A 24,357-nucleotide genomic window follows, 5' to 3' on the forward strand; every position below is an offset into this window, starting at 1 on the left:
TAGTTCAATTTATATGGCTCAACCACAATAGCCCAGAGGGGTCATTTTCATTATCATGTGAATCAGGTATGCTTAAAGAGTACAGGCGTCTGTTGATTGATTATTGATGGGACATCGAATGAGGAGTGTTTATATGAAAAGCTGGTTTGGAAAAACATGGCCTTGGCTAACACTGGGTCTGACCGTTGTTGTACTGCTTGGATCATTTTTGGTTTATTTTATGGGCAAAGACGTATCCCCGGGATCGGGAAGTGCGGTAACGGCACAAGCCGAGACTCCTGAGGACCTGAATGGATATGAAGTCATTGATGTGGACGTAAGTAACGATGGTTTTGGACCAGACGTTATTGAGGTGAAAGCTGGCGTACCGACCAAAATCAACTTTATTCTGACCCGGTCGGTGACACATGTGAAATCAGTCGGATCACAGAAGCTGGGTATGGATCTATACATGCAAAAGGGACCTAATTATTATACGGTCGACAAAGATCTGCCCAAGGGAGAATACGAGATTCACTGCGGGATGTACATGATATACGCAACGATTAAGGTTGTATAAGCAGAAGGAGCATGCTTTCCGGTCACCGAGCTTTGCTCCTTTTTTTGGTGCGTGATATCATGGAAAAGTGGGTAAAATCGATCAGGAGGTGGCGAAAATGAAAGCGCTATTTATTGGAGGGACAGGCACCATCAGTACGGCCATTACGGAGATGCTTGCACGGCAAGGCTGTGAACTGTATTTGATTAATCGAGGCAATCATAACCATGACTTACCTAAGGAGATCAACGTACTTCAAGCGGACATTAATGACGAGGCACGTGTAGCGGAACTGATTGCTGATCTGGAATTTGATGTTGTGGCAGATTTTATCGCTTTTGTACCGTCTCAACTGGAGAGAGATTACCGTTTGTTCAAGGATAAAACAAAGCAGTTTATATTTATAAGTTCAGCATCAGCGTATCAGACTCCCCTGGCTGATTACCGGATCACGGAAGGTACGCCTTTATCAAATCCATACTGGGAGTATTCTCGCAACAAGATTGCCTGTGAAGACTATCTGATGAAACAATACCGCGAGCACGGATTTCCGGTGACCATTGTGCGTCCTAGCCATACGTATGGCGACAAATCGGTACCTCTCGGAGTTCATGGTGCTCAAGGCAGCTGGCAGGTTCTCAAGCGGATACGTGAAGGCAAACCCGTTATCATCCATGGAGATGGTACCTCACTGTGGACCATTACGCACAATACTGATTTTGCCAAAGGCTTTATCGGGCTTATGGGAAATATCCATGCAATTGGTGAATCGGTACATATCACCTCGGACGAATCCGTCACCTGGAATCAGATTCATGAGATTATTGCCGGCGTCTTGGGAGTTAAGCTTCATGCAGTACATGTACCTTCCGAATTCTTGGCAGCATGCAGTGACCAGGATCTTCGCGGCGGTTTGCTGGGGGACAAGGCCAATACCGTTGTGTTTGATAACAGCAAGTTAAAACGACTTGTTCCGGAATTTGTAGCAACGACAAGAGCTGATCAGGGCATTCGAAGTACGATTGAGCATATTCTGGCGCATCCTGAATTACAGACCGAAGATCCGGAATTTGATGGTTGGTGTGACAAGGTCGTTGGCGCATTGGACGAAGCGTTATTAAAGATCAGAGATGAGAAATGAGAAGTAAGGCGATCATGATCAAGTGTTTACATTCATGCGCTGAATCGTTATAATCAAGAAAAAATGACACTTGTTAGGGGAGGCACCCCAACTTAGGACATCGTTCCTTTGTTGGGGTGCCTCCCTTTTTTTGTGTGCCAAAAAGGAGAGTAGACGTTGAAGAAATCAGGAAAACGTGTGAAGAAACAAGCGGAGCAGCTAACCAAAGTGGTACTGGCATTTGCATTATTATCACCTCAAGCCCTGTTGCTTGATTGGGGCGCAACCACGGTAATGGCTGAAACCGTTGAAACGATCGGGATTGTATCCGATACGTCGAGCATGAAGGCTGTACAGTCCTCCAAGGTGAAAGTGGAGATGAACAGTGATGGTAAATACAGAATTGTATTGCTACCAAACACAAATGTATTTTACGGTGGCGATACAGGGAATGTATCTACCATTATTGACCATAACGGATCTCCCGTGAATTTCAAATCATTGCCGCTTAATTATTACCGAATTAACAATAATGTGATTGAAATGTCCCGGCAAAAGGACAATGTGGAATATATTTTGCGTGTATCTATCGTTAATGCTACTTCACAAGGTGGGTACATGAAGGTTGAACTGGAAGCTATTAACCGTAGCGGAACAACACTGAATTTGGGTGGAACATTTTATTGGGATACGATGGTAAATGGCAATGATGCTTCTCCGTTTGAAGTCATCGAGAATGGATGGCGTAACTACAGCGGCGGTGTTCAGGTCACAGCTTTTTATGCCAATACGTACAACGTAGTGAATGCAGATCGCATATATATGGGACAGTACAGCAGTCCAGATAGCGCCCAACTCACGGGAGGGTCTTCACCTTCAGCGTTCACTCCAGGCCAGACCGTTACGGCGAGTGATACAGCTGCACAATTTTGGTGGGACGCCAAGGCAACAGCGAATCAGGCTTCACGCAAATTTTCAACCATAGTGGGCATTGGTCCCAAAAATGCTCCACCTTCATTTACCTTAACAGCCCCCTCGTCGGGTCAAACCTATTACAAAGGCGAGCAACTTCAGATCTCTGGTACAACGCGAGATACGGATATCGGTGACCTGTTGACCGTGAAATGGTCCATTGATGGTGGGTCCGAGAACATTCTTACCCAGATGGCCGCAACGGGTTCAAATCAGTCTTTCAATACCAATTACACGTTGCCTGATACCCTGCCAGATGGCATGCACACATTGCAAGTATGGGTCATGGACGACAAAGGTGGGGTGTCCTCAGCAGGAACCGTTAACTTTACGGTAAGAAGTTTTGTTGTGCCCGGAACGCCGACATATACATTGGTTAATTCTAATAACTTGACGGTGAATTGGGATAAAAAGGCGAATGATGCAGCCGTTACGTATGAACTGAAGAATATGACGACGAATCAGATCGTGGACACAGGGACATCAAACAGTCGACAGGTGACTGGACTCACACCGAATACCAGTTATTCTTTTGCCGTACGTGCCAAAAATTCAAGTGGTTCCTTCACGGGGTACTCCAGTCCATCCACCAAATATACATTGGCGAATCCACCCGCTGCTGCGGCTGTGTCACAATCAGGAAACTCGGTTACAGCGAGTTGGAATAATAACAGTAACCCTGCGGGCACCCAATATAAAACGGAAATACGCAATCCAGGCGGGCAAGTCCTCGCAACGGGAACAACAACTTCGACACGTACAGAGTTTGCTCTGACCGGACTTGCGGACGGAAAATACGAAGTGTTAGTGGCAGCATTGAATGGAGAAGGGGTACAGACCCCATTTATATCCGCCGGAGAGATGATGAAAGATACGACCGGTCCAACGGCTCCTTCTGTTACACTCACTCCATCCTCATGGACCAAGGAAGATGTACTCGTTACGGTTGAAGAGGGAAAGGATGCCTTGAGCGGAACTCAAAAGACGGAAGTTAAAGTCGGTCCGGCAGAAGAATGGCGTGAATACAATGCTCCGTTTACTGTGAGCAGTGAAGGCAACACAACGGTTATGGCACGCAGTATCGATGCGTTTGGCAATACAGGACAGGAAACGTCTGTGACAGCAAGGGTAGATCGGACTTCACCCACGCCACCTATCATCTCGCTGAATCCGCCCGAATGGACAAAAGCGGCAGTAATCGTGACATTAACGGAGGGTATGGACGCAGGAAGTGGCATTGGTCTGACACAGTATAAGCTGGGAAGCGAGGGAGAATGGATCGACTACAGGACCCCTCTTACACTCAGTGAAGAAGGAATAACCGAGATTTATGCACGAAGTGTAGATCGGGCGTCCAATGTCAGTGCTTCCACTTCGGCAACAGCCAGAATCGACAAGACTGGGCCTGAGCAACCAACGATTACACTAAGTGAAGAGAATTGGACGAATCAGGATGTAACTTTTGCAATAGACAGTGGTGAAGATGCAGGCAGCGGGCTTGCCAAAAGCCAATATCGACTTAACAAAGAAGGTCCCTGGATCGATTACACGGGCGAAGTGACGGTTACCGATGAGGGAGAAACGATTGTATATGCACGCTCACTTGACCGTGTGGGCAATATAAGCACGTCCGCTCAGGCTACGGTTCGAATCGACACGACAGCGCCAACCGAGCCCGTAATTCGTTTAAGCTCTTCTGGATGGAGTAAAGAACATGTGCAATTTAATATCGCTGGTAGTGTGGATGAACGAGCGATAACCTATGAATACAGCATGAATGATGCCCCGTATATGACAGGAAATACAGCTACAGTTAGTACAAACGGCGCTACCACCATTCGGGCGCGAGCAAGGGATGCCGTTGGTAATGTGAGCAAGGAAGTCAGTCGAATCGCCTATGTGGATCAGATAGCTCCAACGATTACATTTGCACCGAACGGACATGACTGGACGGACACGGACATATCCACTACCATTCAGTATGCAGATGCCCACTCAGGCATTCAGGAACTGGAACGATTCTATCAAGTTACAAACAGTGCAGAATCACCGGATCATTGGCTTGAAGCTCGCTCTGACGAGCATAAAATATCCATCGAATCGGAAGGCATATGGTACATCCATGCGAAAATCATGGACAGAGCAGGTAATACATATGAGACAACATCATCACCTTACCATATTCAACGCAAGCCCGAGCAACCGAGTTATGTGAGAATGACACAGATTACTGAGACATCAGCTGAACTCACAGTGGATTTGCCAACAGGGGAAAGGTATACCAATGGATATCAGTATGAGATAACGAATAAAACAACAGGACAGTCATGGACACTGGAATACCCTAACCACAGTATAATCGATCACTCTCTAAGCGGTGGTCAGGTCTATGAATATGAAGTTAGAGTGAGAAACCATACCGGAGTAAGTGATGCAGTCAGCGCTCAAGTATTAACGATCCCGGCAGCTCCCGGAACGGTGCACGTTCGAAAAGTGGATTCCCAGCCGCATTTGGCCGAAATCCAATTTGATTCAGTACAGGGAGCAGAAGCTTACCGCATCATTGCTGCAACTGCGGACGGTGTCACCGTGTTTGATCAGACGGTATCTGATCCGAGTAGCCTTCCCTATGTCAGCAACCTCGTCCCAGGAACCATTCATAACATTTCGGTAACGGCAATGAATGAAAGTGGAGCAGGTGGCAGCAGTAGAACCGGATTCCTCACACTGCCGGCAATGCCCGGGGAATTTATGGCCGTTCAAATTCAGGAGCATGATATTTCATTAGAATGGGAGACAGTGACTTCTGCAACGTATTATGCTCTTTCACGCGATGGAACAGCTATATATGAAGGAGAGCAGACGGAGTATCTGGACTCGGGTCTGGATAGCGGAACGGAGTACAGCTATACGTTAATTGCCGGAAATGAGACAGGACCAGGGCCGCTGGCAGGATTACCTTTGCTCAAGACTTTACCTGGGCAAGTGTCTGGCTTACAGGTATCCGATGTTTCCACAGCGAGCCTGCGTCTGAATTGGGAAGCAGTACGAGGAGCTGATCGTTATGAGTTATGGTTGAATGGAGAGATGTCGGGAACGGTCTCTGCCGGAACCCAAGAATGGGTGTTTACGGGACTGAGTTCAGGAACATCTTATCAACTGGATGTACAAGCAGTGAATGAAAGTGGACAGGGGGTGCGCAGTTCGGTATCAGGAACAACGCTACCTGAGAGCCCGTCGGGACTTCACGTTGTTCAAGTAACTGAACAGGGAGCGATCTTGAGCTGGGAGCCTGTAGCTGGGGCCACGAAATATCGGGTGGTCATCGATGGACAGAGCCATGAGATATCAGACACACAACTCGCAGTTCACCACCTTTCAAGCAGTCGTGAGTATACCTATGAAGTGCAGGCGGGCAATGCTGCCGGGTACGGTACATCCACCACTAGTACAATTCTTACGCTGCCTAGCAGGCCGGAAGGACTGATTGTCACATGGACGGGTGAAACAAGTATGGGATTTGCATGGGAAACTGTAGATACGGCAAATCTCTATATTGTGAAAATCAATGGAACAGAAGTGGGCAGAACATCAGAACTGACCTACACGGCGGAAGGATTGTTGCCAGGTAAAGAGTACACGTTGGAAGTTCAGGCTGCGAATACTTCTGGTTCAGGTGGGACAGCGCAGCTCATCCAATTGTCCAAGCCTGAGTCGCCTGCGGAGGTACTTGTTGATCCAGGAGTACATCGGGCAAAAGTTTCCTGGTCTGAGGTGGAAGGTGCCGCTGAATATGTGATTGAGCAGAATGGCAAGGAGATCTATAGGGGCATCGAGAATGAAGCAACGATTACCGGTCTACAGGATGGGACGTGGCATCATTATCAACTATGGGCGGTCAACAGACAGGAGACTCGTTCTGAAACGAAGGATGTATCCTTGCTGACTTTGCCTCAGAAACCCGTTAAGGTTGCAGTATATGATGTGGCAAAAAATAGCCTTGGTCTGGATTTCAGTAACACAGGTGTCCAAGGTGCAGATCATTATGTCATTGAACGGGATGGAAGAGAGATCGCTCAGATGGATTCAAGTGAAACCCAATTCGTGGACAAGGATCTGTCGCCAGGAACGAAATACACGTATGTGATTCGGGCAGTCAATGTGAGTGGAACGAGTGCGCCGCTTACATTCAGTATAATGACTCAAACGTTGCCATTGGTTGCAGAAGATATCACAGTGAAAACAGGAACACATCAGGTCGATCTGGCTTGGGATGTTGTTCAGGGAGCTGTTGCATATGAGATTCGCAATCGGGTAACGGGAGATGTACAGAGCGTATCTGAACCGTCTGTACATCTCAATAGCATGCTGGATGGCACAGCGTATGAATTCGAACTTGTTGTGATTAACGAAGATGGTCATCGGTCAGAGTCTATTCAGATTCAGGTTTTAACGAAACCTATATCACCTCAGACGGCAGGTATAACACACATTACTGATCAGACAGCGGTACTGAACCTGACTGGAAGCGCCACACGTGGAGCAGAGAAATTCATCATTATACGGGATGGCGTTGAAGTTGCTAACATCCCAACTGATCAAACTTCATTTGAAGATCACGGACTGATACCCGGAGAGTATTATACGTATACCATTAAAACTTCCAACGTAACGGGTGAGAGTGATTCCGGTTTCGAAGTTCACTTGCGTACGTTGCCCGCAACCATTAATGAACCTTTACATGCAAGCATGATTGGGGAAAAGGAGGGATTGATCTCTTGGCCTAAGGTACAAGGGGCGGAGGGATATATGATACGTATCGGAGATCAGATGTTCACCACTATAGAAGAAGGGGATATCACAGAGGTGAAATTAACTCATCTGGAGAGTTCAACCCGATATGATCAGGTACAGATTATTCCTTATAATACGGCTGGTTCAGGAAGCCCAGTGACCGTGACTCCTTTTTACACCTTGCCACATGTTGATTCACTGGAAATGAAGATATACCCGGAGACAGATCATGCCAACCTGGAATGGGACTTCCCTGATGGGAACGAAATATTCGTTGTATTGCTGGATGGTACAGAAGTATATCGTGGCACACAAAAAGAGTTTATCGTGGATCAACTGGATGCCGGCAAGCAGTACGAGATTGAGATTTACACAGAGAATGATCAGGGAGATGCATCGGAGAAGCTGGCGTATACTGTACTGACCAAGCCAGCAGCGCCTGTCAACGTGGAGTATTATTCGGCGAAGGATCACATTCGTCTTTTATTGGAACAAAGCCGGGTCGTAGGTGCCGAGCAGTTCATCATTGAGCGTGACGGTGTGGAGGTTGCTCGTGTTCCTGCAGACGAACTGTTCTATGACGACAAGGGACTCGAACCGGGCGTGAACTATATCTATACAGTCAAGACCATGAATGTCTCGGGTAGTAGTGATGGTGGTTATTACCTTCATGCCATGACTTTGCCCGGTATTGCTGCTTCCCCTCCTGTAATAGAGGGCCGTTCGATGTATGGTGTAGACATTGTATGGGAACTGATTCCTGGTGCTGCGGGTTATCGAGTCTATCGAAATGAAGAGCTTGTGGGAACGACCATGGAGACATCCATACATGTGTCTGATTTGAACAGTGCAGAGCTTTATCCTGACTTCATCATTATTCCATTTAACGAGGCAGGGGATGGTGAGGCGCTTGAAGTACCGGAATTTGAGACGCTACCTTCCGAGGAACTGACAGTAGCAGCCATAGCGCAAGGCACAAGTACGATTAAGTTGACTTGGGAACTGGAATCAATAAATGAAGTGATTGTGATTACCCATAAAGATCGGGAGATCTACCGTGGCACGCAGCGCAGTTTTGTATGGACAGGACTGAATGCCGAGCAGCATTATGAGGTGGTTGTATGGACGGAGAATTCAGCAGGTGAAAAAAGTGAAAGCAAGCAGGCCGCAGCCATGACTTTTCCGTATCCACCCTCCGCTTGGAGCGGTGGCAGTGCAACCCCGAGTCCAAACGGTACATCGGAACAAGCCGATGAGGTGAGTTCACAACCAGAACCGTCTAAGGAACCTGATCTACCTGCGAAAAAAAATATCAAATTTATCGATATCAGCCAAACATTCAATAAAGATCAGATTACCTGGCTGGCGGAACAAAATATCATTCAAGGTGTAAGTGAAACACGCTTTGAACCACGTCGCCCGATCACACGTGCAGAGTTTACCGCACTAATCGTGCGTCTGATGGGTGTGGACACAACGGTCAATGAACAGCATGGATTTCAGGATGTGAACGATGAGGATTGGTTCGCTCCTGAGATTAGGGCAGCAGTTCACCATGAGATAGTTCAAGGTATGGGAAATGGCAAGTTCGCTCCGTATGCGCTGGTAACACGTGAACAGGCATCCAGGATCATAGCAAATGTTGTCCGTAAAATCAGACCGGAACCGCTGACTTCCCCAAAAGCATTTACCGACCAGACTGATGTATCCGATTGGGCCAAAGAAGAAGTGCAGGAACTTGCAGGTTTGTACATGATTACGGGATATGAAGACGGCAGCTTCCGTCCGATGCAGCACTTAAGCAGATCCGAAGCTGCAGCGCTGATCTTCCGCTTAAATAAGCTGATTCAAGTCATGGATGAGAACCGTACAGATCAAATGGAGAAAGCGTCAGCGTTCGATCGTCATATCTAGATTGAATTGATTCTTACATGTGATACTGTAATCATCGGCAGTAACGACATTACCGCTTGATTGGTTTTTAATGCTATAATGGTTGCCAATATGATAAAAAAAGGGTAATGAACAATGGTGATGAATAATGAATAATAAATTTATCCGGATATATGAAGATATTGCAAATCGTATTCGGACCGGAGAGATTGAGGCAGGGACGCTGCTTCAATCGGAACTGGATCTATCGGAAAGTTATCAAACGTCCCGAGAGACCATTCGCAAAGCATTGAAAATGCTGTACGAAGAAGGTTATATTCAGAAGATTCAAGGCAAGGGCTCGATTGTACTGGACATACGCAAGATCGATTTTCCCATCTCAGGTCTGGTTAGCTTCAAGGAATTAGCCAAAAAAATGGGACATCGTGCTCAAACGTATGTGAAAGTTTTTGAGGAGAAACAGGTCGATCAGGCGTTGCACAAAAAAATCAACTTTGGTCTGAATGAACAGGTTTGGGAGATCAGACGTGTGCGCAAAGTCGATGGAGAGCATGTCATACTGGACAAAGATTACATCAGCCAGCGGCTTGTTCCTGGGCTCAGCAAAGCAATCTGTAATGATTCCATCTATGAGTATATTGAGCAAGAGCTGGGACTTTCCATTTCGTTTGCCAAAAAGGAGATTCTGGTGGAAGAACCCACCGCTGAGGACAGGGAATTACTTGACCTTGAAGGGTTCCATAATGTGGTTGTGGTGAGGAGCCAGGTGTATCTGGAGGATGCCAGTCAATTTCAGTATACGGAGTCGAGGCATCGACCGGACAAGTTTAGATTTGTGGATTTTGCACGCCGAAGATAAGTTAATCAAGATCGATCAGAGAGTACCTTTCACTGCTTTATTGAGTGGATCGGTACTCTCTTTCGTTATGAGGGAATCCGAAGATCGTCCATCAAGAACCGCTTAATGTCAATGTTCTTCCTGCATGTCGGAGCGTATGATCACAATATATACGAGGCTGAGGAGTGAGCGAATTGAATCACGTGACAGCGACATCAAATGTTCGCATATGGGAAGAAACCAGAGATATTCCAACCTATGGTACAGGTAAACCGGATCAAAATCCAATGTTTCTTGAAAAGAGAATCTACCAGGGAAGTTCGGGGAAAGTGTACCCGCATCCCGTGATCGACAGCATTGAAGATGAAGCAAAGATGAAGTTGTATCGATTAATTATTCTTGAAAATGAATATGTGCGTATCGAGATGATGCCCGAACTGGGTGGACGGATCTATCGTGCGCTGGATCGGACAAACAACTACGATTTTGTATATTATAACCGGGTGATTAAACCTGCACTAGTAGGTCTGGCAGGGCCATGGATTTCCGGAGGAATTGAATTCAACTGGCCACAGCATCATCGGCCCAACACGTTTGGTCCAGTCGACTATACATTTGGCAGTAATGAAGATGGAAGCGCTACCGTATGGGTGGGTGAGATTGATCGCATGTACGGTACCAAAATGACCGCTGGCTTCACATTACATCCTGGCAAAGCCTATCTTGAAATCCATGCCGAAGTATACAATCGCACCAACGCACCACAAACTTTTTTATGGTGGGCGAACCCGGCTGTAGCCGTCAACGATCATACGCAATCTGTGTTTCCACCTGATGTAACGGCTGTGCTGGACCACGGAAAACGGGACGTATCCCGCTTTCCCATCGCAACCGGCACCTATTACAAGATGGACTATTCCGAAGGTGTGGATATCTCGCGATACAAAAACATACCGGTTCCAACTTCCTATATGGCGTATAAGTCGGGTTATAATTTTGTAGGGGGTTATGATCACGGGGTTCAGGCAGGTTTGTTGCATGTAGCCAATCATCATATTTCTCCGGGCAAGAAGCAATGGACCTGGGGGAACGGGGAATTCGGGCAAGCCTGGGATCGCCAGTTAACGGACGAGGATGGACCTTATATTGAATTAATGACCGGGATCTATACCGATAATCAGCCTGATTTTACGTGGTTACAGCCCTATGAAGCCAAATCATTTTCGCAGTATTTTATGCCGTATAAAGGTATTGGTATGGTCAAAAATGCAACGATTGATGCAGCGGTTAATCTGGAAATGGCTGAAGCGACTGGAGCGACCGGAGCGGTAAACGTGATGGTATATGCTACGTCGGTTTTTGAACAAGTGACCGTTGAAGTGATAGGACCATCCGCAGTATATCTCCATGAGACATGCAATATCTCACCTACGCAACTCTATAAGTCTTCATTTCCGTGGAGCGGCCAAGATGAATGGCATCAGTTGAAGTTAAGTGTTCGAACTGCGGAAGGAAAAGTACTTGTGGCCTATCAGCCTGAACGTAGCGAGATTCAGGAAGTTCCAGACCCGGCCCAACCACTCCCGCTACCATCCGAGATTCGTACGAATGAACAATTATATCTGGCTGGTCTTCATTTGGAGCAATATCGGCATGCCACGTATGAACCGGAACCTTATTATCTGGAAGGTTTGACGCGAGATGCGACGGATATTCGTCTAAATATTGCTTATGGCACATTGCTGCTGCGTAGAGGATTGTTTCAAGATGCCGAGAAGCATTTCAGACAGGCCGTACAATCGCTAACGTGGAAAAATACGAATCCATATGACAGTGAAGCATTTTATCAGCTAGGTCTGAGTTTGAAACTACAGGGGAAACAGGAAGAAGCCTACGCAGCACTGTATAAAGCCGTATGGTCTGCACAGTATCAGGATACGGGTTATTATATGCTTGCTCAGATCGATACGGCGTTACATCGGGAGATGGAAGCGCTGGATCATATCGAACGTTCGTTGATCCGTAACAGTAGAAACTACAAGGCCCGGCATCTGAAGGTGGCTTTGTTACGCAGATTGGGTCAGCATGAAAGGGCCATTCAATATGCGGTTGAAACGTTAAAACTGGACCCCGTTGAATTTGGAGCCGCACATGAATTAGTCCTGATCTATAACAGAGCTACTTCACCGCTAGATAAAGAACAAGCTGACCAAACCCGTGAGCATTTCCATCGTCTGATGCGAGGAGACGTTCATAATTATCTACACCTAGCTGCAGATTACGCGGATTGTGGGTTATGGGAAGAAGCACTAACGGTACTCTCGTATGTTGAATCCAAAAATTCACAGCCGTATCCTATGGTTGGTTATGCTCAAGCCTACGTGCATCGTCAACTGGGGGACGTGAAGCAGGCCGGGGAATGTCAAAAGCAGGGGAAAGCTGCTCCAACGGATTATTGCTTTCCTAATACGCTATTTGAATTCATGGTGCTTCAGGATGCATTGGCAGTGGATTCGAAAGATGGGCGTGCTCACTATTACCTGGGAAATTGGTTGTATGATCATAAACGCTATGAGGAAGCAATCACCCATTGGGAAACTTCGCGTGAGGTGAATGCTGGATATCCGACTGTACATCGGAATCTGGGACTGGCTTATTATAACAAGCTGAATCGCCCTGATCTTGCACTGGCTTCATTAGAGGAAGCTTTCCGGTTGGATTCACGGGGTGCCCGAATCTTCTACGAGTTGGACCAATTGCATAAGAAGATAGGGTATTCTTGCGAGCGTCGAATCAAACTGCTGGAACAACATATGGAGCTGGTACAACACCGTGATGATCTGTACATCGAGTGGGTGACTTTATTGAATATGCAAGGTAGTCATCAGGAAGCATGGGATGCGCTTCAGGCACGGCGGTTTCATCCCTGGGAGGGTGGAGAAGGCAAGGTAACAGGACAATATGTTACGGCACTGACAGAACTGGCGAAGCAAAATCTGGAGAATCAACAACCTGAACTAGCATTGGAGCTGTTGCAGCAGGCGCTGGTTTATCCGGAGAACTTAGGTGAAGGTAAACTAGAGGGAGCCGGAGATAATCCCGTTTATTTTTATCTTGGTTGTGCCTACCAGCAACTGAAGAATGATCAGGCGGCAGAGGAGAATTTCCACAGAGCATCCATCGGTTTGAACGAACCGGCAAGCGCGATGTTTTATAATGATCAACCTCCGGAATCCATCTATTATCAGGGTCTGGCCTGGCAGAAGCTTGGCAATGTAAAGGAAGCCAACAGGCGGTTCAATAAATGTATTGACTATGCCGAAAGACATATGCATGATCACATCCGAATGGATTATTTTGCGGTATCTCTGCCCGATTTCCTGGTATTTGACGACGATCTCAATCACCGTAATGAAGAACACTGCCAATACATGCGGGCACTGGGTCTTCTTGGCCTTGGTCGGACAAGTGAAGCCAAACTTGAATTGGAGCGGGTTCTGGAGAAGAACCCCAATCATCAAGGGGCAATCATCCATCGTTAATTGATAACCGTAATGGTTTCAACCATATCCCATCTATACCGAAGGAGTTATACAATCCATGAACGATAACATAACAGGAAGTCAGATTCGTTTCATACTGGATGCAGAAGATAAAGAGATTCGTGCGGGTGGCATGACTGGCAGTGGGGGCAAGAATCCAAGAGGGGAGTCTTATGACTTTACCAACTATTATATGATCCGCAATGGTAAACCCCATATTCCCGTAGTAGGTGAATTTCATTTCTCCAGATTCGCATACTTGCAGTGGGAAGAAGAATTACTGAAGATGAAGGCAGGTGGGGTGAATATCATCGCGTCCTATGTCTTCTGGAATTTTCACGAGGAGCAGGAAGGCGAGTTTAATTGGTCAGGGAACCTGAACTTGCGGCATTTTGTGGATCTGTGTGGCAAACATCAGCTACCACTGATCGTGCGGATTGGTCCATTCTGTCATGGGGAAGTTCGTAATGGCGGGATGCCGGATTGGTTATTCAGTTACCCATTCGAAGTGAGATCGAATGATGAAGGGTATCTGTATTACGCCAAGCGATTATATCGTGAGATTGCACGCCAGCTTAACGGCTGTTTTTATCAGGAGGGAGGCGCCATAATAGCTGTACAGTTGGAAAATGAGTATATGCACGCTGGGGCACCCATGGATGCCTGGGGTTATACACGTGACAAGTACATTTCCTCCGGCCGGGACGGGCGTGACCATCTGAAGATGCTGCGCCGTATTGCCGAAGAAGTCGGTATGTACCCCATGTTCTATACTGCCACAGCCTGGGGTAATGCTGCGGTGCCTGAAGAAGGAACTTTACCCATGCTCGCGGGGTATGCGTACACACCCTGGATTCCCAATCAGCCTCCAAGCCGAGAGTATTTATTCCGGGATCTGCATCTGAATCCTGTTGAAGAGGTGGATTATGCCAGTCTGGAGTACCCAGCTGCGTATTGCGAACTTGCTGGCGGCATGCAGGTCAGTTATCATGCTCGTCCAGTTGTAGATGCGGACAGTGTTGAAGCGATGACCATTGTGAAGCTGGCGAATGGCAGCAATCTGGTTGGGTATTACATGTATCATGGCGGTACCAATCCGGTAGGGCAAAAATCATATATGAACGAACAGGCATTGCCGAAAATGACGTATGATTACCAAGCCCCGCTGGGGGAATTTGGACGTATTGGTGAATCGTATGACCGCATTCGAACCTTGTCCATGTTCCTGGAAGCCTACGGTGAGCTGCTTGCACCAATGGGCAGTGTTATACCGGAAGATCAACATGCGATAACACCGGAGAACAAGATGGATCTGCGCTGGTCTGTTCGTCAACAAGAAGGCTCGGGATTCCTGTTCATGAACAATTATCAGGATCATGTGGCGTTGCCTGATCGAGACGTACAATTGGAACTGCATACCAGCAAAGGAACTACTTTTTATCCAAGAGAAGGCACGATGCAGCTGAAATCCGGCATGGCGGCGATTTTGCCTTTCCATATGAATCTGGATGGACTGAAAATCATTAGTGCTACCGTTCAGCCACTTACACGATTTATGGTGAATGATGAGCTTACGGCTGTCTTTTATGCTCATGAAGGCATGAAGCCTGAGTATGTTATGGATACATCGTCTGTTACAAACGTGGATATGCCCGCAGGTATAGTATCTGAGCAGGGGAATGAAGTTGTGATTCATCCAATTGCAGGCAAGGAGCATCAACTGCGAATCACAACATCGGACGGTAAAGTCATACGTATCATTACATTGACTCGTGAAGAGGCTTTGCATGCCTATCGTTTCCAAGTGGGTGGAGAAGAGAGGCTTGTGATTAGCAGCAGTCATCTGTATGTACAGAATGAGGTGCTCATATGCACATCCGTGGAGCAACCAGAGTTCGAGGTATCCTTTTATCCGGCTCCAGAGCATGTTTCCGCTTCTAGATATGCTGTGTTATCCCAAGCGAAGCAAGGCATATTCGGTACGTATATATTCCAAGTTTCGCCTTACGAGCCTGCTGTAGAGGTTAATTATCCCAAAGAGTACGCAGCGACATTGAGATTGGATACCGCGTGGCCGGAACAGGTAGATGACGTGTGGGTTGAGATTGATTATGAAGGAGATGTTGCAGCAGCACATATTCATCATCAGATGTTAACAGATCATATTCACTATGGGCATAGCTGGATGCTTGGTTTGAAACAGTCCCGTCATTTGCTGGCCGAGCACGCGCTTCGTTTGTCCATAACCCCAATTCGAAGAGGAACGACTGAGAGTTATGTGAATCAGGCTTATGTAGAGCGATTTGAGGGTGTGGAGATTGGGAAGTTTAATGAGATTTGGGTGAGGCCACAGTACCGGGTTGGTTTGGTGCTAGCAGGTAGGGAAGATGCTTAGTTCGCATCAAGCAAAATCCAAGAGTAACTGATGTTTAGGATACAAAGGGGTCTTTCTCTGAGTAGTTGTGAAGGGAAAGAGCCTTTTTTTGATGTGTATAATAAGAAAAGATCCCTAATCATGGTAAAAAAGACTTGCTTAGTAAGCGTTTTCAATTTATTATGAATTCATAACCTTATCGATAAGGTTTGTATAAACTAAATTTCGCAACTTAATAAGGTTATTATTTACTGGTTTGTTACCAAACTTCTATAACCAACGATTTTAGTTAACTTATTGCCTAGAGCAGGGTTAATTGAAATAAAAAAATTAAAATTCAGGAGGTTCCAAACGAATGGTTAATCTGAAAAAGTGTACAATCTTCACGGTTATTGCTGCTCTCATGTTCATGGTATTGGGGAGTGCAGCCCCCAAAGCATCTGCAGCCACAGGATTTTATGTAAACGGGAACAAGTTATACGATTCCACAGGCAAGGCTTTTGTCATGAGAGGTGTTAATCACGGACATTCCTGGTTCAAGAATGATTTGAATACCGCGATCCCTGCCATCGCCAAAACAGGTGCCAATACAGTACGTATAGTTCTTTCGAATGGCAGCCTGTACACCAAAGATGATCTGAACGCTGTTAAAAATATTATTAATGTGGTTAACCAAAATAAAATGATTGCTGTACTCGAAGTACATGACGCCACAGGGAAAGATGACTATAATTCACTGGATGCGGCAGTCAACTACTGGATTAGCATTAAGGAAGCTTTGATTGGCAAAGAAGATCGGGTAATCGTCAACATCGCCAATGAATGGTATGGTACGTGGAATGGAAGCGCGTGGGCTGACGGTTACAAAAAAGCCATTCCTAAACTAAGAAATGCAGGAATCAAAAATACGTTAATTGTGGATGCAGCCGGATGGGGACAATTCCCTCAATCCATCGTGGATTATGGACAAAGTGTATTTGCCGCAGATGCCCAGAAAAATACCGTCTTCTCCATTCATATGTATGAGTATGCTGGCAAAGATGCTGCAACGGTCAAAGCCAATATGGAGAATGTGTTGAACAAAGGATTGGCTCTGATCATTGGTGAATTCGGAGGATACCACACAAACGGTGATGTGGACGAGTATGCCATCATGAGATATGGTCAGGAAAAAGGGGTAGGTTGGCTTGCCTGGTCTTGGTACGGAAACAGTTCAGGTCTGAATTATCTGGACATGGCGACAGGTCCGAACGGAAGCTTAACGAGCTTTGGCAACACCGTAGTTAATGATACCTATGGTATTAAAAACACTTCCCAGAAAGCCGGGATTTTCTAATCCGCCAATGAAACAGGAACACTCTGACGTTCACGTCAGGGTGTTTTTTTAATAATATACCTCAATCGGTGATGCCTTTTGATTATTTCCGTTTAGTTTTAAAATATTTTGTTTTCAAAATAAAACAAAGATGTTAAACTCGGATTAGGAATAAAACAAACATTATCGGAGGTAAACAAATGGTACAGAGTTTATGGAATGCATCGCAGGCATCTGAGAAAACAACAGGACTTGAGCAGTTGGTTTACCGATCTAATCTCATTGGTTCTGATCGCAGTGTATGTAACATATACGGTGGTAATACATCTACCAAAACGACAGTAAAGGATTTTCGTGGTCGTGATGTAGAAGTAATGTATGTGAAAGGCAGCGGCTCAGATCTGGGTTCCATGGAAGCAAAACATTTTACTGGACTTGGGCTCGAAGACATTCGACCATTAATTGAACGTGAATCGATGTCGGATGAAGAGATGGTTGAATATCTGGGACATTGCATGATTGATGCCAAACACCCGCGCGCCTCCATCGAGACTCTTCTGCATGCGTTCCTTCCATATAAACATGTGGATCATACTCATCCAGATGCGATTATCAGCCTGTGTTGTGCCAATAACGGCAAGGAATTGGCAAAAGAGATTTACGGTGATCGTTTTGTATGGGTGCCTTACGTACGTCCAGGGTTTACGTTATCTAAAATGATAGCTGAAAGCGTATTCTCGAATCCCAATGCGGAACTTGTACTGATGGAAAAACACGGACTTGTGACTTGGGGTGAAACATCCGAAGAATGTTATGCTCAGACAATCAAGATCATTAATGAAGCAGAAGCTTTCATTGAAGCACGGGTGAACGAAGAACGTTTGTTTGGTGGTGTGAAACACCCGGCACTTGCCGCTGATGTTCGTCGTCAGATCGTATCACGTGTGATGCCAACAATTCGTGGAGCAGTATCGGATAGCAAAAAAATGATTTTGTCCTTTGATGATCAAGAGGACGTACTTGCTTTTGTGGGGGGAGCAGATTCTCCGGAATTGTCTCAGGTGGGTGCAGCTTGCCCGGATCATCTGGTACATACCAAAGTGGTACCTCTGTTCATCGATTGGACACCGGATGCGGAAGATATTGAAGGTTTAAAAGCCAAGCTGGTAGAAGGTGTGGCTGCCTACAAAGAGCAATATCAGCAGTATTTTGAGAGCAACAAAAACGAAGGGGATGTCATGTTTGAAGCGGCACCACGCGTTATCCTCATTCCAGGTGTGGGTATGATCAACACAGGCAAGAGCTGGGCGCTTTCCCAAGTAAGCGGAGCGTTGTATCACAGAGCCATTGCCGTTATGCGTGGAGCTACTAGCTTGGGTCAATTCGTATCGCTCAGTGCAAACGAGTCTTACAATGTGGAGTACTGGCCGCTGGAACTGTACAAATTGTCTCTGGCCCCGGCAGAAACTGAATTCTCCCGTAAAGTGGCGTTTATTACAGGCGGCGCAGGTGGTATCGGAAGTGAAACAGCGCGTAGATTGGTATCCGAAGGCGCGCATGTGGTGCTCGCTGATCTCAATCTGGAAGGCGCACAGAAGGTAGCACAGGAAATTAATGATCAGTACGGTGCGAATCGTGCTTATGCGCTGAAAATGGACGTGACCGATGAGGAAGCTGTTCAATCTGCGTATGCAGATGTTGCGGTGCAATATGGCGGAGTAGATATCATCGTGAACAATGCAGGATTGGCGACATCTAGCCCATTTGACGAAACGTCCCTGAAAGAATGGAACCTGAATATGAATGTACTGGGCACAGGGTATTTCCTCGTGGCTCGTGAAGCATTCAAGCTGATGAAACAACAGGGCATTGGGGGAAGCATGGTATTTATCGGGTCCAAGAACTCGGTGTATGCAGGTAAAAGTGCTTCTGCTTACAGTTCAGCGAAAGCGCTGGAAGCACATCTGGCACGTTGTATTGCAGCAGAAGGTGGAGAGTATGGCATTCGTGTCAACACCATTCTTCCGGATGCCATTCTACAGGGTTCAGCGATCTGGAACGGTTCCTGGAGAAATGAACGAGCAGCGGCATATGGAATTGAACCGGATCAATTGGAAGAGTATTATCGCAAACGGACGACATTGCTCGTGAATATCTATCCAAGAGATATTGCGGAAGGAATTGCCTTCTTTGCTTCTTCGAAATCCGAAAAAACAACCGGATGCATGATGACCATTGATGGCGGTGTACCGGCAGCATTTACACGTTAAAATAGGAGGGTTCTTGCGGATGGATAACCAAGTCAAGCAAGCGTATGAAGCAGCCAAGGCATTGTATGCCCAGCACGGAATTGATACGGACGAGGTGCTGAACAAACTCGCGGAGATCAAAGTATCCGTACACTGCTGGCAAGGCGATGATGTCAAAGGCTTTCTGAATAAGGATGGGGAGCTAACAGGCGGGATTTCCGTTACAGGTCAGTATCCGGGGGCTGCAACAACACCTGCGGAACTTCGTAACGACCTGGAGCAAGCTTTTGCTCTGATTCCCGGCAAACATAAGGTCAATCTGCACGCGATCTACACGGATACAGACGAGCAGGTTGAACTGGATCAGATTGAACCGAAGCATTATGAGAACTGGGTGAAGTGGGCCAAAGAACAAGGACTCGGTCTGGACTTTAACCCAACATGTTTTTCCCATGAAAAATCAAGTGACGGCTTCACGCTCAGTCATCCAGACCCTGAGATTCGCAAGTTCTGGATTGATCACTGCAAGGCGTCCCGCCGGATTGGTGCTTACTTCGGGGAACAGCTTGGTCAGACTTGTGTAACCAATGTATGGGTACCGGACGGATTCAAGGATAATCCGGTTGATCGGCTGACACCACGTAAACGTCTCAAGGCATCGCTGGACGAAGTATTCGCCGAAGCGCTTAATCCGGAGCATAACCTGGACGCGGTAGAGAGCAAGCTGTTTGGTCTGGGTTCGGAAGCATATGTGGTGGGCTCACATGAATTTTATATGGGTTACGGTTTGCAAAATGATACGTTAATCTGCCTGGATGCGGGCCATTTTCATCCAACAGAGGTTATTTCCAATAAACTGTCGTCCTTATCTTTGTTTACAAGTGGCATTCTGCTTCACGTGAGCCGCCCGATGCGCTGGGACAGTGACCATGTAGTGATCATGGACGATGAGTTGCTGGAAATCGCACGTGAACTGGTTCGACATGATCTGCTTGGGACCACGCATATTGGACTGGATTTCTTTGATGCGAGCATTAACCGTGTGGCTGCATGGGTTGTGGGTACTCGCAACACGATCAAAGCCCTTCTCCGTGCGATGCTGGAACCAGTGGATGCTCTGAAACAAGCGGAGTTGGACGGAGATTACACCCTGCGTCTCGCGTTAACGGAAGAGTTCAAATCCTATCCGTTTGGCGCAATCTGGGATTACTATTGTGCTCAGCAAGGCGTTCCCGTTCGTGAAAAGTGGATCACCGATATCAAAACCTATGAACAAGACGTATTGTTGCAACGTGATAAATCATTGGTGTAAATCTAACCACTGCGGGATGGATATTCCCGCGGTGGTTTTTTGGCATTATCACTCTGGAATGCATAAGTGAGGCGATAACTTCCATACTAGGAATATGGATATGTATTGCACAAGTTTGCTACGCAGAGGAGGATTAATAGAGTTGAATCTAGCCCACAACAAACTGTACATTGCTGCACTTGGTGGCGTGAATGAAATAGGGAAGAACATGTATTTCATCCAGTACAATCAGGACATTATCGTGATTGACTGTGGTTCGAAGTTTCCGGATGAGACCTTGCCAGGGATTGATCTGATTATTCCGGATGTAACCTATCTGCTGGAGAACCTGGATAAAGTAAGAGCTCTTGTGGTTACCCACGGACACGAAGATCATATTGGCGGTATTCCTTACTTGCTAAAACAAATGAATATCCCTGTATATGCTTCCAGACTTACACGTGGATTAATTGAACTTAAACTAAAAGAACATGGTCTGCTACGCAAGGCAGACCTGCACACAATTGATGCCAAGTCCAGCATTACTTTGGGTGAGATCGAGGTTTCCTTTTTCGCGACCAGTCATAGTATTCCGGATTGTCTTGGAATTTTCTTCCAAACTCCTGCCGGCAATGTTGTGCATACCGGAGATTTTAAATTTGATATGTCCCCGGTTAACGGGCCATTCCCTGATCTGCACCGCATGGCCGAGATTGGCAAACAGGGTGTCCATATTTTGCTCTCCGAGAGTACCAATGCAGAAAGACCCGGATTTACACCTTCCGAGCGTGTTGTGGGGGATCACATTCTGGATGCCTTTATCCGTGCAAAACAAAAAGTGTTTATCTCCACCTTTGCGTCGAATGTCAGCAGGGTACAGCAGATTGTGAATGCAGCATTCGAGACGGGGCGCAAACTAGCACTGTTGGGAAGAAGTATGGTGAATGTAGTATCGGTGGCCAGTGAATTGGGGTATTTGCAAGTTCCTGACGGATTGTTGATTGAAGCTATCGATTCGGATCAGTTTCCACCTGAACAAGTCGTTGTATTATGCACCGGTAGCCAGGGAGAAGCGATGGCAGCATTGTCACGTTTGGCATCCGGTAAACATCCTCACGTAAGAATTAACGCCGGAGACACGGTCATTATTGCTGCGGGAGCCATTCCGGGCAATGAGAGGAATCTTGCACATGTAATTGATAACCTGTATGTTCTTGGAGCACGTGTGATATATGGTTCAAGTGGTGCAGCAGGAATGCATGTATCCGGACACGGCAGTCAGGAAGAACTCAAATTGATGTTAACCCTGATGAAACCGGATTATCTGATTCCGATCCACGGTGAGTTTCGCATGTTGTATCAACACAGGCTGCTTGCTGAATCCGTAGGTATAGAGCGTGAACATGTGTTTATCGTGAATAATGGGGATATGGTCCAGTATAAAGACGGCATTGCTTCGCTGGGTCCCAAAATTGCATCAGGAAATAGTCTCGTAGACGGTCTGATCATGGGTGATGTCGGCAATATTGTGCTGCGTGACCGCAGGCAACTGTCATCCGATGGCATGCTGGTGATTGTGACTACACTGAGCAAAACGGAAAAACAAATGGTTAGTTCACCCGAAATTATCTCCAGAGGGTTTGTGTTTGTCAAGGACTCGGAAGAATTCATGCATGAACTTCATGAGCTGGTTCTAAACCAGATGGGTGAGTTGACCGGGGCTGGGGTGAATCAGTGGAATGTGATCAAAAGAAAGCTGAAAGACGAGATCGGTCACTATATTTATGCTCAAACAAAGAGAAGACCTATGATCTTGCCAATAATTATTGAGGTCTGAGTCAGCAGGATAGGGATTACCCTTGCCCTGATGGTCTGTGCAAACGTGTATATGGAAACGTAAGAGCCTGATGAATGTCGGATCATACATCTGTATGAACGTCACATTGCCATCGGGCTTTTGCTATTACATTGGGAATGTACAATAGATGTACGATCAGTGAGGTTGGATCAAATTCGCCACGGGTTTGCGATTCGAAGTATAATATAAGGTAAACTATATGGATTGAACTAAACATTCACACGAGAACGTAGAGGACAGAAAGAACCTGAAGAAGCGGAGTTAAAAGCTTTCAATGGAAAGCTACTTCGAAAGCATAAACCTGCCTTTATCTCCGGATTTTCACCTTTGAAAAAGAAAATCAAAACATCTGGGGATAACAGCGATCGGAAGGTTGTTCTGTCATCGGAGTGGGAAGTGTGAATATTCTTGAGTTCAATTTATATAGCTAATGAAAATAAGAGGAGTCTTTATGAATAAAACGATTTCTGATATCGCTCAGATGGCAGGTGTGGCAAAAAGCACGGTCTCTCGCTTCCTGAATGGCGGATCGGTTAGTGAAGATACACGCCAGAAGATTGAGCGCATTATCAAACAATACAATTATGTTCCCAACACATTTGCACAGAGTCTGAAGGCAAAGAAGACCAGTATTATCGGTACGGTTGTGCCACGTCTCGATTCTTTTGCAACATCCCAAACATTGATTGGAATTGATGAAGAACTGCGGAGTAATCAGTATCAGATGCTGATCGCAAATACGAGTCAGGACATGCAGCGTGAGATTGATGCCATCTATGATTTTGCACGCCAGAAGGTATCGGGTATTATTCTGCTGGCTGCTGAAGTGACCGAAGCACATCTGAAGGCCGTTGAGGATATACGGATTCCGGTGTTATTGGTAGGACAGCAGCATGAGCAACTGCACAGTCTGGTCCACAATGATGATCAGGCGGGTTATGAGATGGGCAGATATGTTGTCGAACAGGGGCATCGCAAGATCGTGTATATGGGGGTTAGCGAGAAAGATCGGGCGGTAGGGATCTATCGTAAACAAGGGTTCCAGCGAGCAATCGCCGAGTGTGGTGGATGTGAAGTGAAGTATTATGAGACGAGCTTCAAGATGTCGGAAGCCATCGTTACTGCTGAAGCCATTCTGAAAGAAATCACACCAACGATCATTGTAGGGGCAACGGATAATATCGCACTGGGTGTGATGAAGACTGCTTTCTCCAATAAAATTCGTATACCGCAAGATTTGTCTGTTACGGGATTTGGCGGGTATGATATTACGGAGATGATTCACCCCACGCTGACGACTGTGAAATATCATTATTTACAGGCAGGTCAAGTAGCGGCAAATCACATTATTCGTCTGGTGAAAGGTGAGTCGGTAGAGGAACGGACAGTACTTGATATAGAACTTATTCCTCGAGAAAGCGTTGACAAATTATAAAAACATCCTTTATGATAATTCCATCGAACCGGTTCCACTGTAAATATCCAATGTGGATATGCGAACACGGGCAGGCAGTAATGCCATATGGAATTATTTTTTTTGCATTGAACGGAACCGGTTCCTATATTTTGAATG

Annotated in this window: 11 protein-coding genes; all 11 read left to right on the forward strand. The window is 46.3% G+C overall.

Annotation, left to right across the window (positions count from 1 at the left end):
* Positions 1 to 133 precede the first annotated feature (133 nt).
* The 11 genes from ABTV53_RS12550 to ABTV53_RS12600 all read left to right on the forward strand — a co-directional run bounded on the left by ABTV53_RS12550 (position 134) and on the right by ABTV53_RS12600 (position 24,219).
* Entirely contained in the window at positions 134 to 559 is a 426-nt protein-coding gene (locus ABTV53_RS12550) for a cupredoxin domain-containing protein (RefSeq protein ID WP_433753306.1), read from the forward strand.
* 97 nt (positions 560 to 656) lie between these two features.
* Positions 657 to 1,679, forward strand: coding sequence for an SDR family oxidoreductase (locus ABTV53_RS12555; protein ID WP_433753308.1), 1,023 nt, complete (start codon positions 657 to 659; stop codon positions 1,677 to 1,679).
* 156 nt (positions 1,680 to 1,835) lie between these two features.
* A complete protein-coding gene (locus tag ABTV53_RS12560; protein WP_433753310.1) occupies positions 1,836 to 9,338 on the forward strand; it encodes a fibronectin type III domain-containing protein in 7,503 nt (2,500 codons plus the stop codon).
* Positions 9,339 to 9,465: 127 nt separating this feature from the next.
* Positions 9,466 to 10,176: a trehalose operon repressor gene (treR, locus tag ABTV53_RS12565; RefSeq protein ID WP_421889152.1), complete on the forward strand. Its 711-nt coding sequence runs from the start codon at positions 9,466 to 9,468 to the stop codon at positions 10,174 to 10,176.
* 173 nt (positions 10,177 to 10,349) lie between these two features.
* On the forward strand, positions 10,350 to 13,697 hold the full coding sequence (locus ABTV53_RS12570) for a DUF5107 domain-containing protein (protein WP_433753312.1): 3,348 nt from the start codon (positions 10,350 to 10,352) through the stop codon (positions 13,695 to 13,697).
* Positions 13,698 to 13,755: 58 nt separating this feature from the next.
* Entirely contained in the window at positions 13,756 to 16,092 is a 2,337-nt protein-coding gene (locus ABTV53_RS12575; protein ID WP_433753314.1) for a beta-galactosidase, read from the forward strand.
* A gap of 382 nt (positions 16,093 to 16,474) precedes the next feature.
* A complete protein-coding gene (locus ABTV53_RS12580; RefSeq protein ID WP_433754172.1) occupies positions 16,475 to 17,407 on the forward strand; it encodes a glycoside hydrolase family 5 protein in 933 nt (310 codons plus the stop codon).
* Positions 17,408 to 17,586: 179 nt separating this feature from the next.
* Entirely contained in the window at positions 17,587 to 19,656 is a 2,070-nt protein-coding gene (locus ABTV53_RS12585) for a bifunctional aldolase/short-chain dehydrogenase (RefSeq protein WP_433753316.1), read from the forward strand.
* 19 nt (positions 19,657 to 19,675) lie between these two features.
* Entirely contained in the window at positions 19,676 to 20,947 is a 1,272-nt protein-coding gene (rhaA, locus tag ABTV53_RS12590) for an L-rhamnose isomerase (protein WP_433753317.1), read from the forward strand.
* 100 nt (positions 20,948 to 21,047) lie between these two features.
* Positions 21,048 to 22,763 (forward strand): ribonuclease J, encoded by a 1,716-nt coding sequence (locus ABTV53_RS12595; RefSeq protein WP_433753319.1) that lies wholly within the window; start codon positions 21,048 to 21,050, stop codon positions 22,761 to 22,763.
* 472 nt (positions 22,764 to 23,235) lie between these two features.
* The gene (locus tag ABTV53_RS12600; protein WP_433753320.1) at positions 23,236 to 24,219 is read left to right on the forward strand and encodes a LacI family DNA-binding transcriptional regulator; all 984 of its coding nucleotides are present in this window, start codon (positions 23,236 to 23,238) and stop codon (positions 24,217 to 24,219) included.
* The last annotated feature ends 138 nt before the right edge of the window (positions 24,220 to 24,357 follow it).

Source organism: Paenibacillus amylolyticus, from assembly GCF_050990605.1.
In the GTDB taxonomy this organism is placed as follows: domain Bacteria; phylum Bacillota; class Bacilli; order Paenibacillales; family Paenibacillaceae; genus Paenibacillus; species Paenibacillus amylolyticus_H.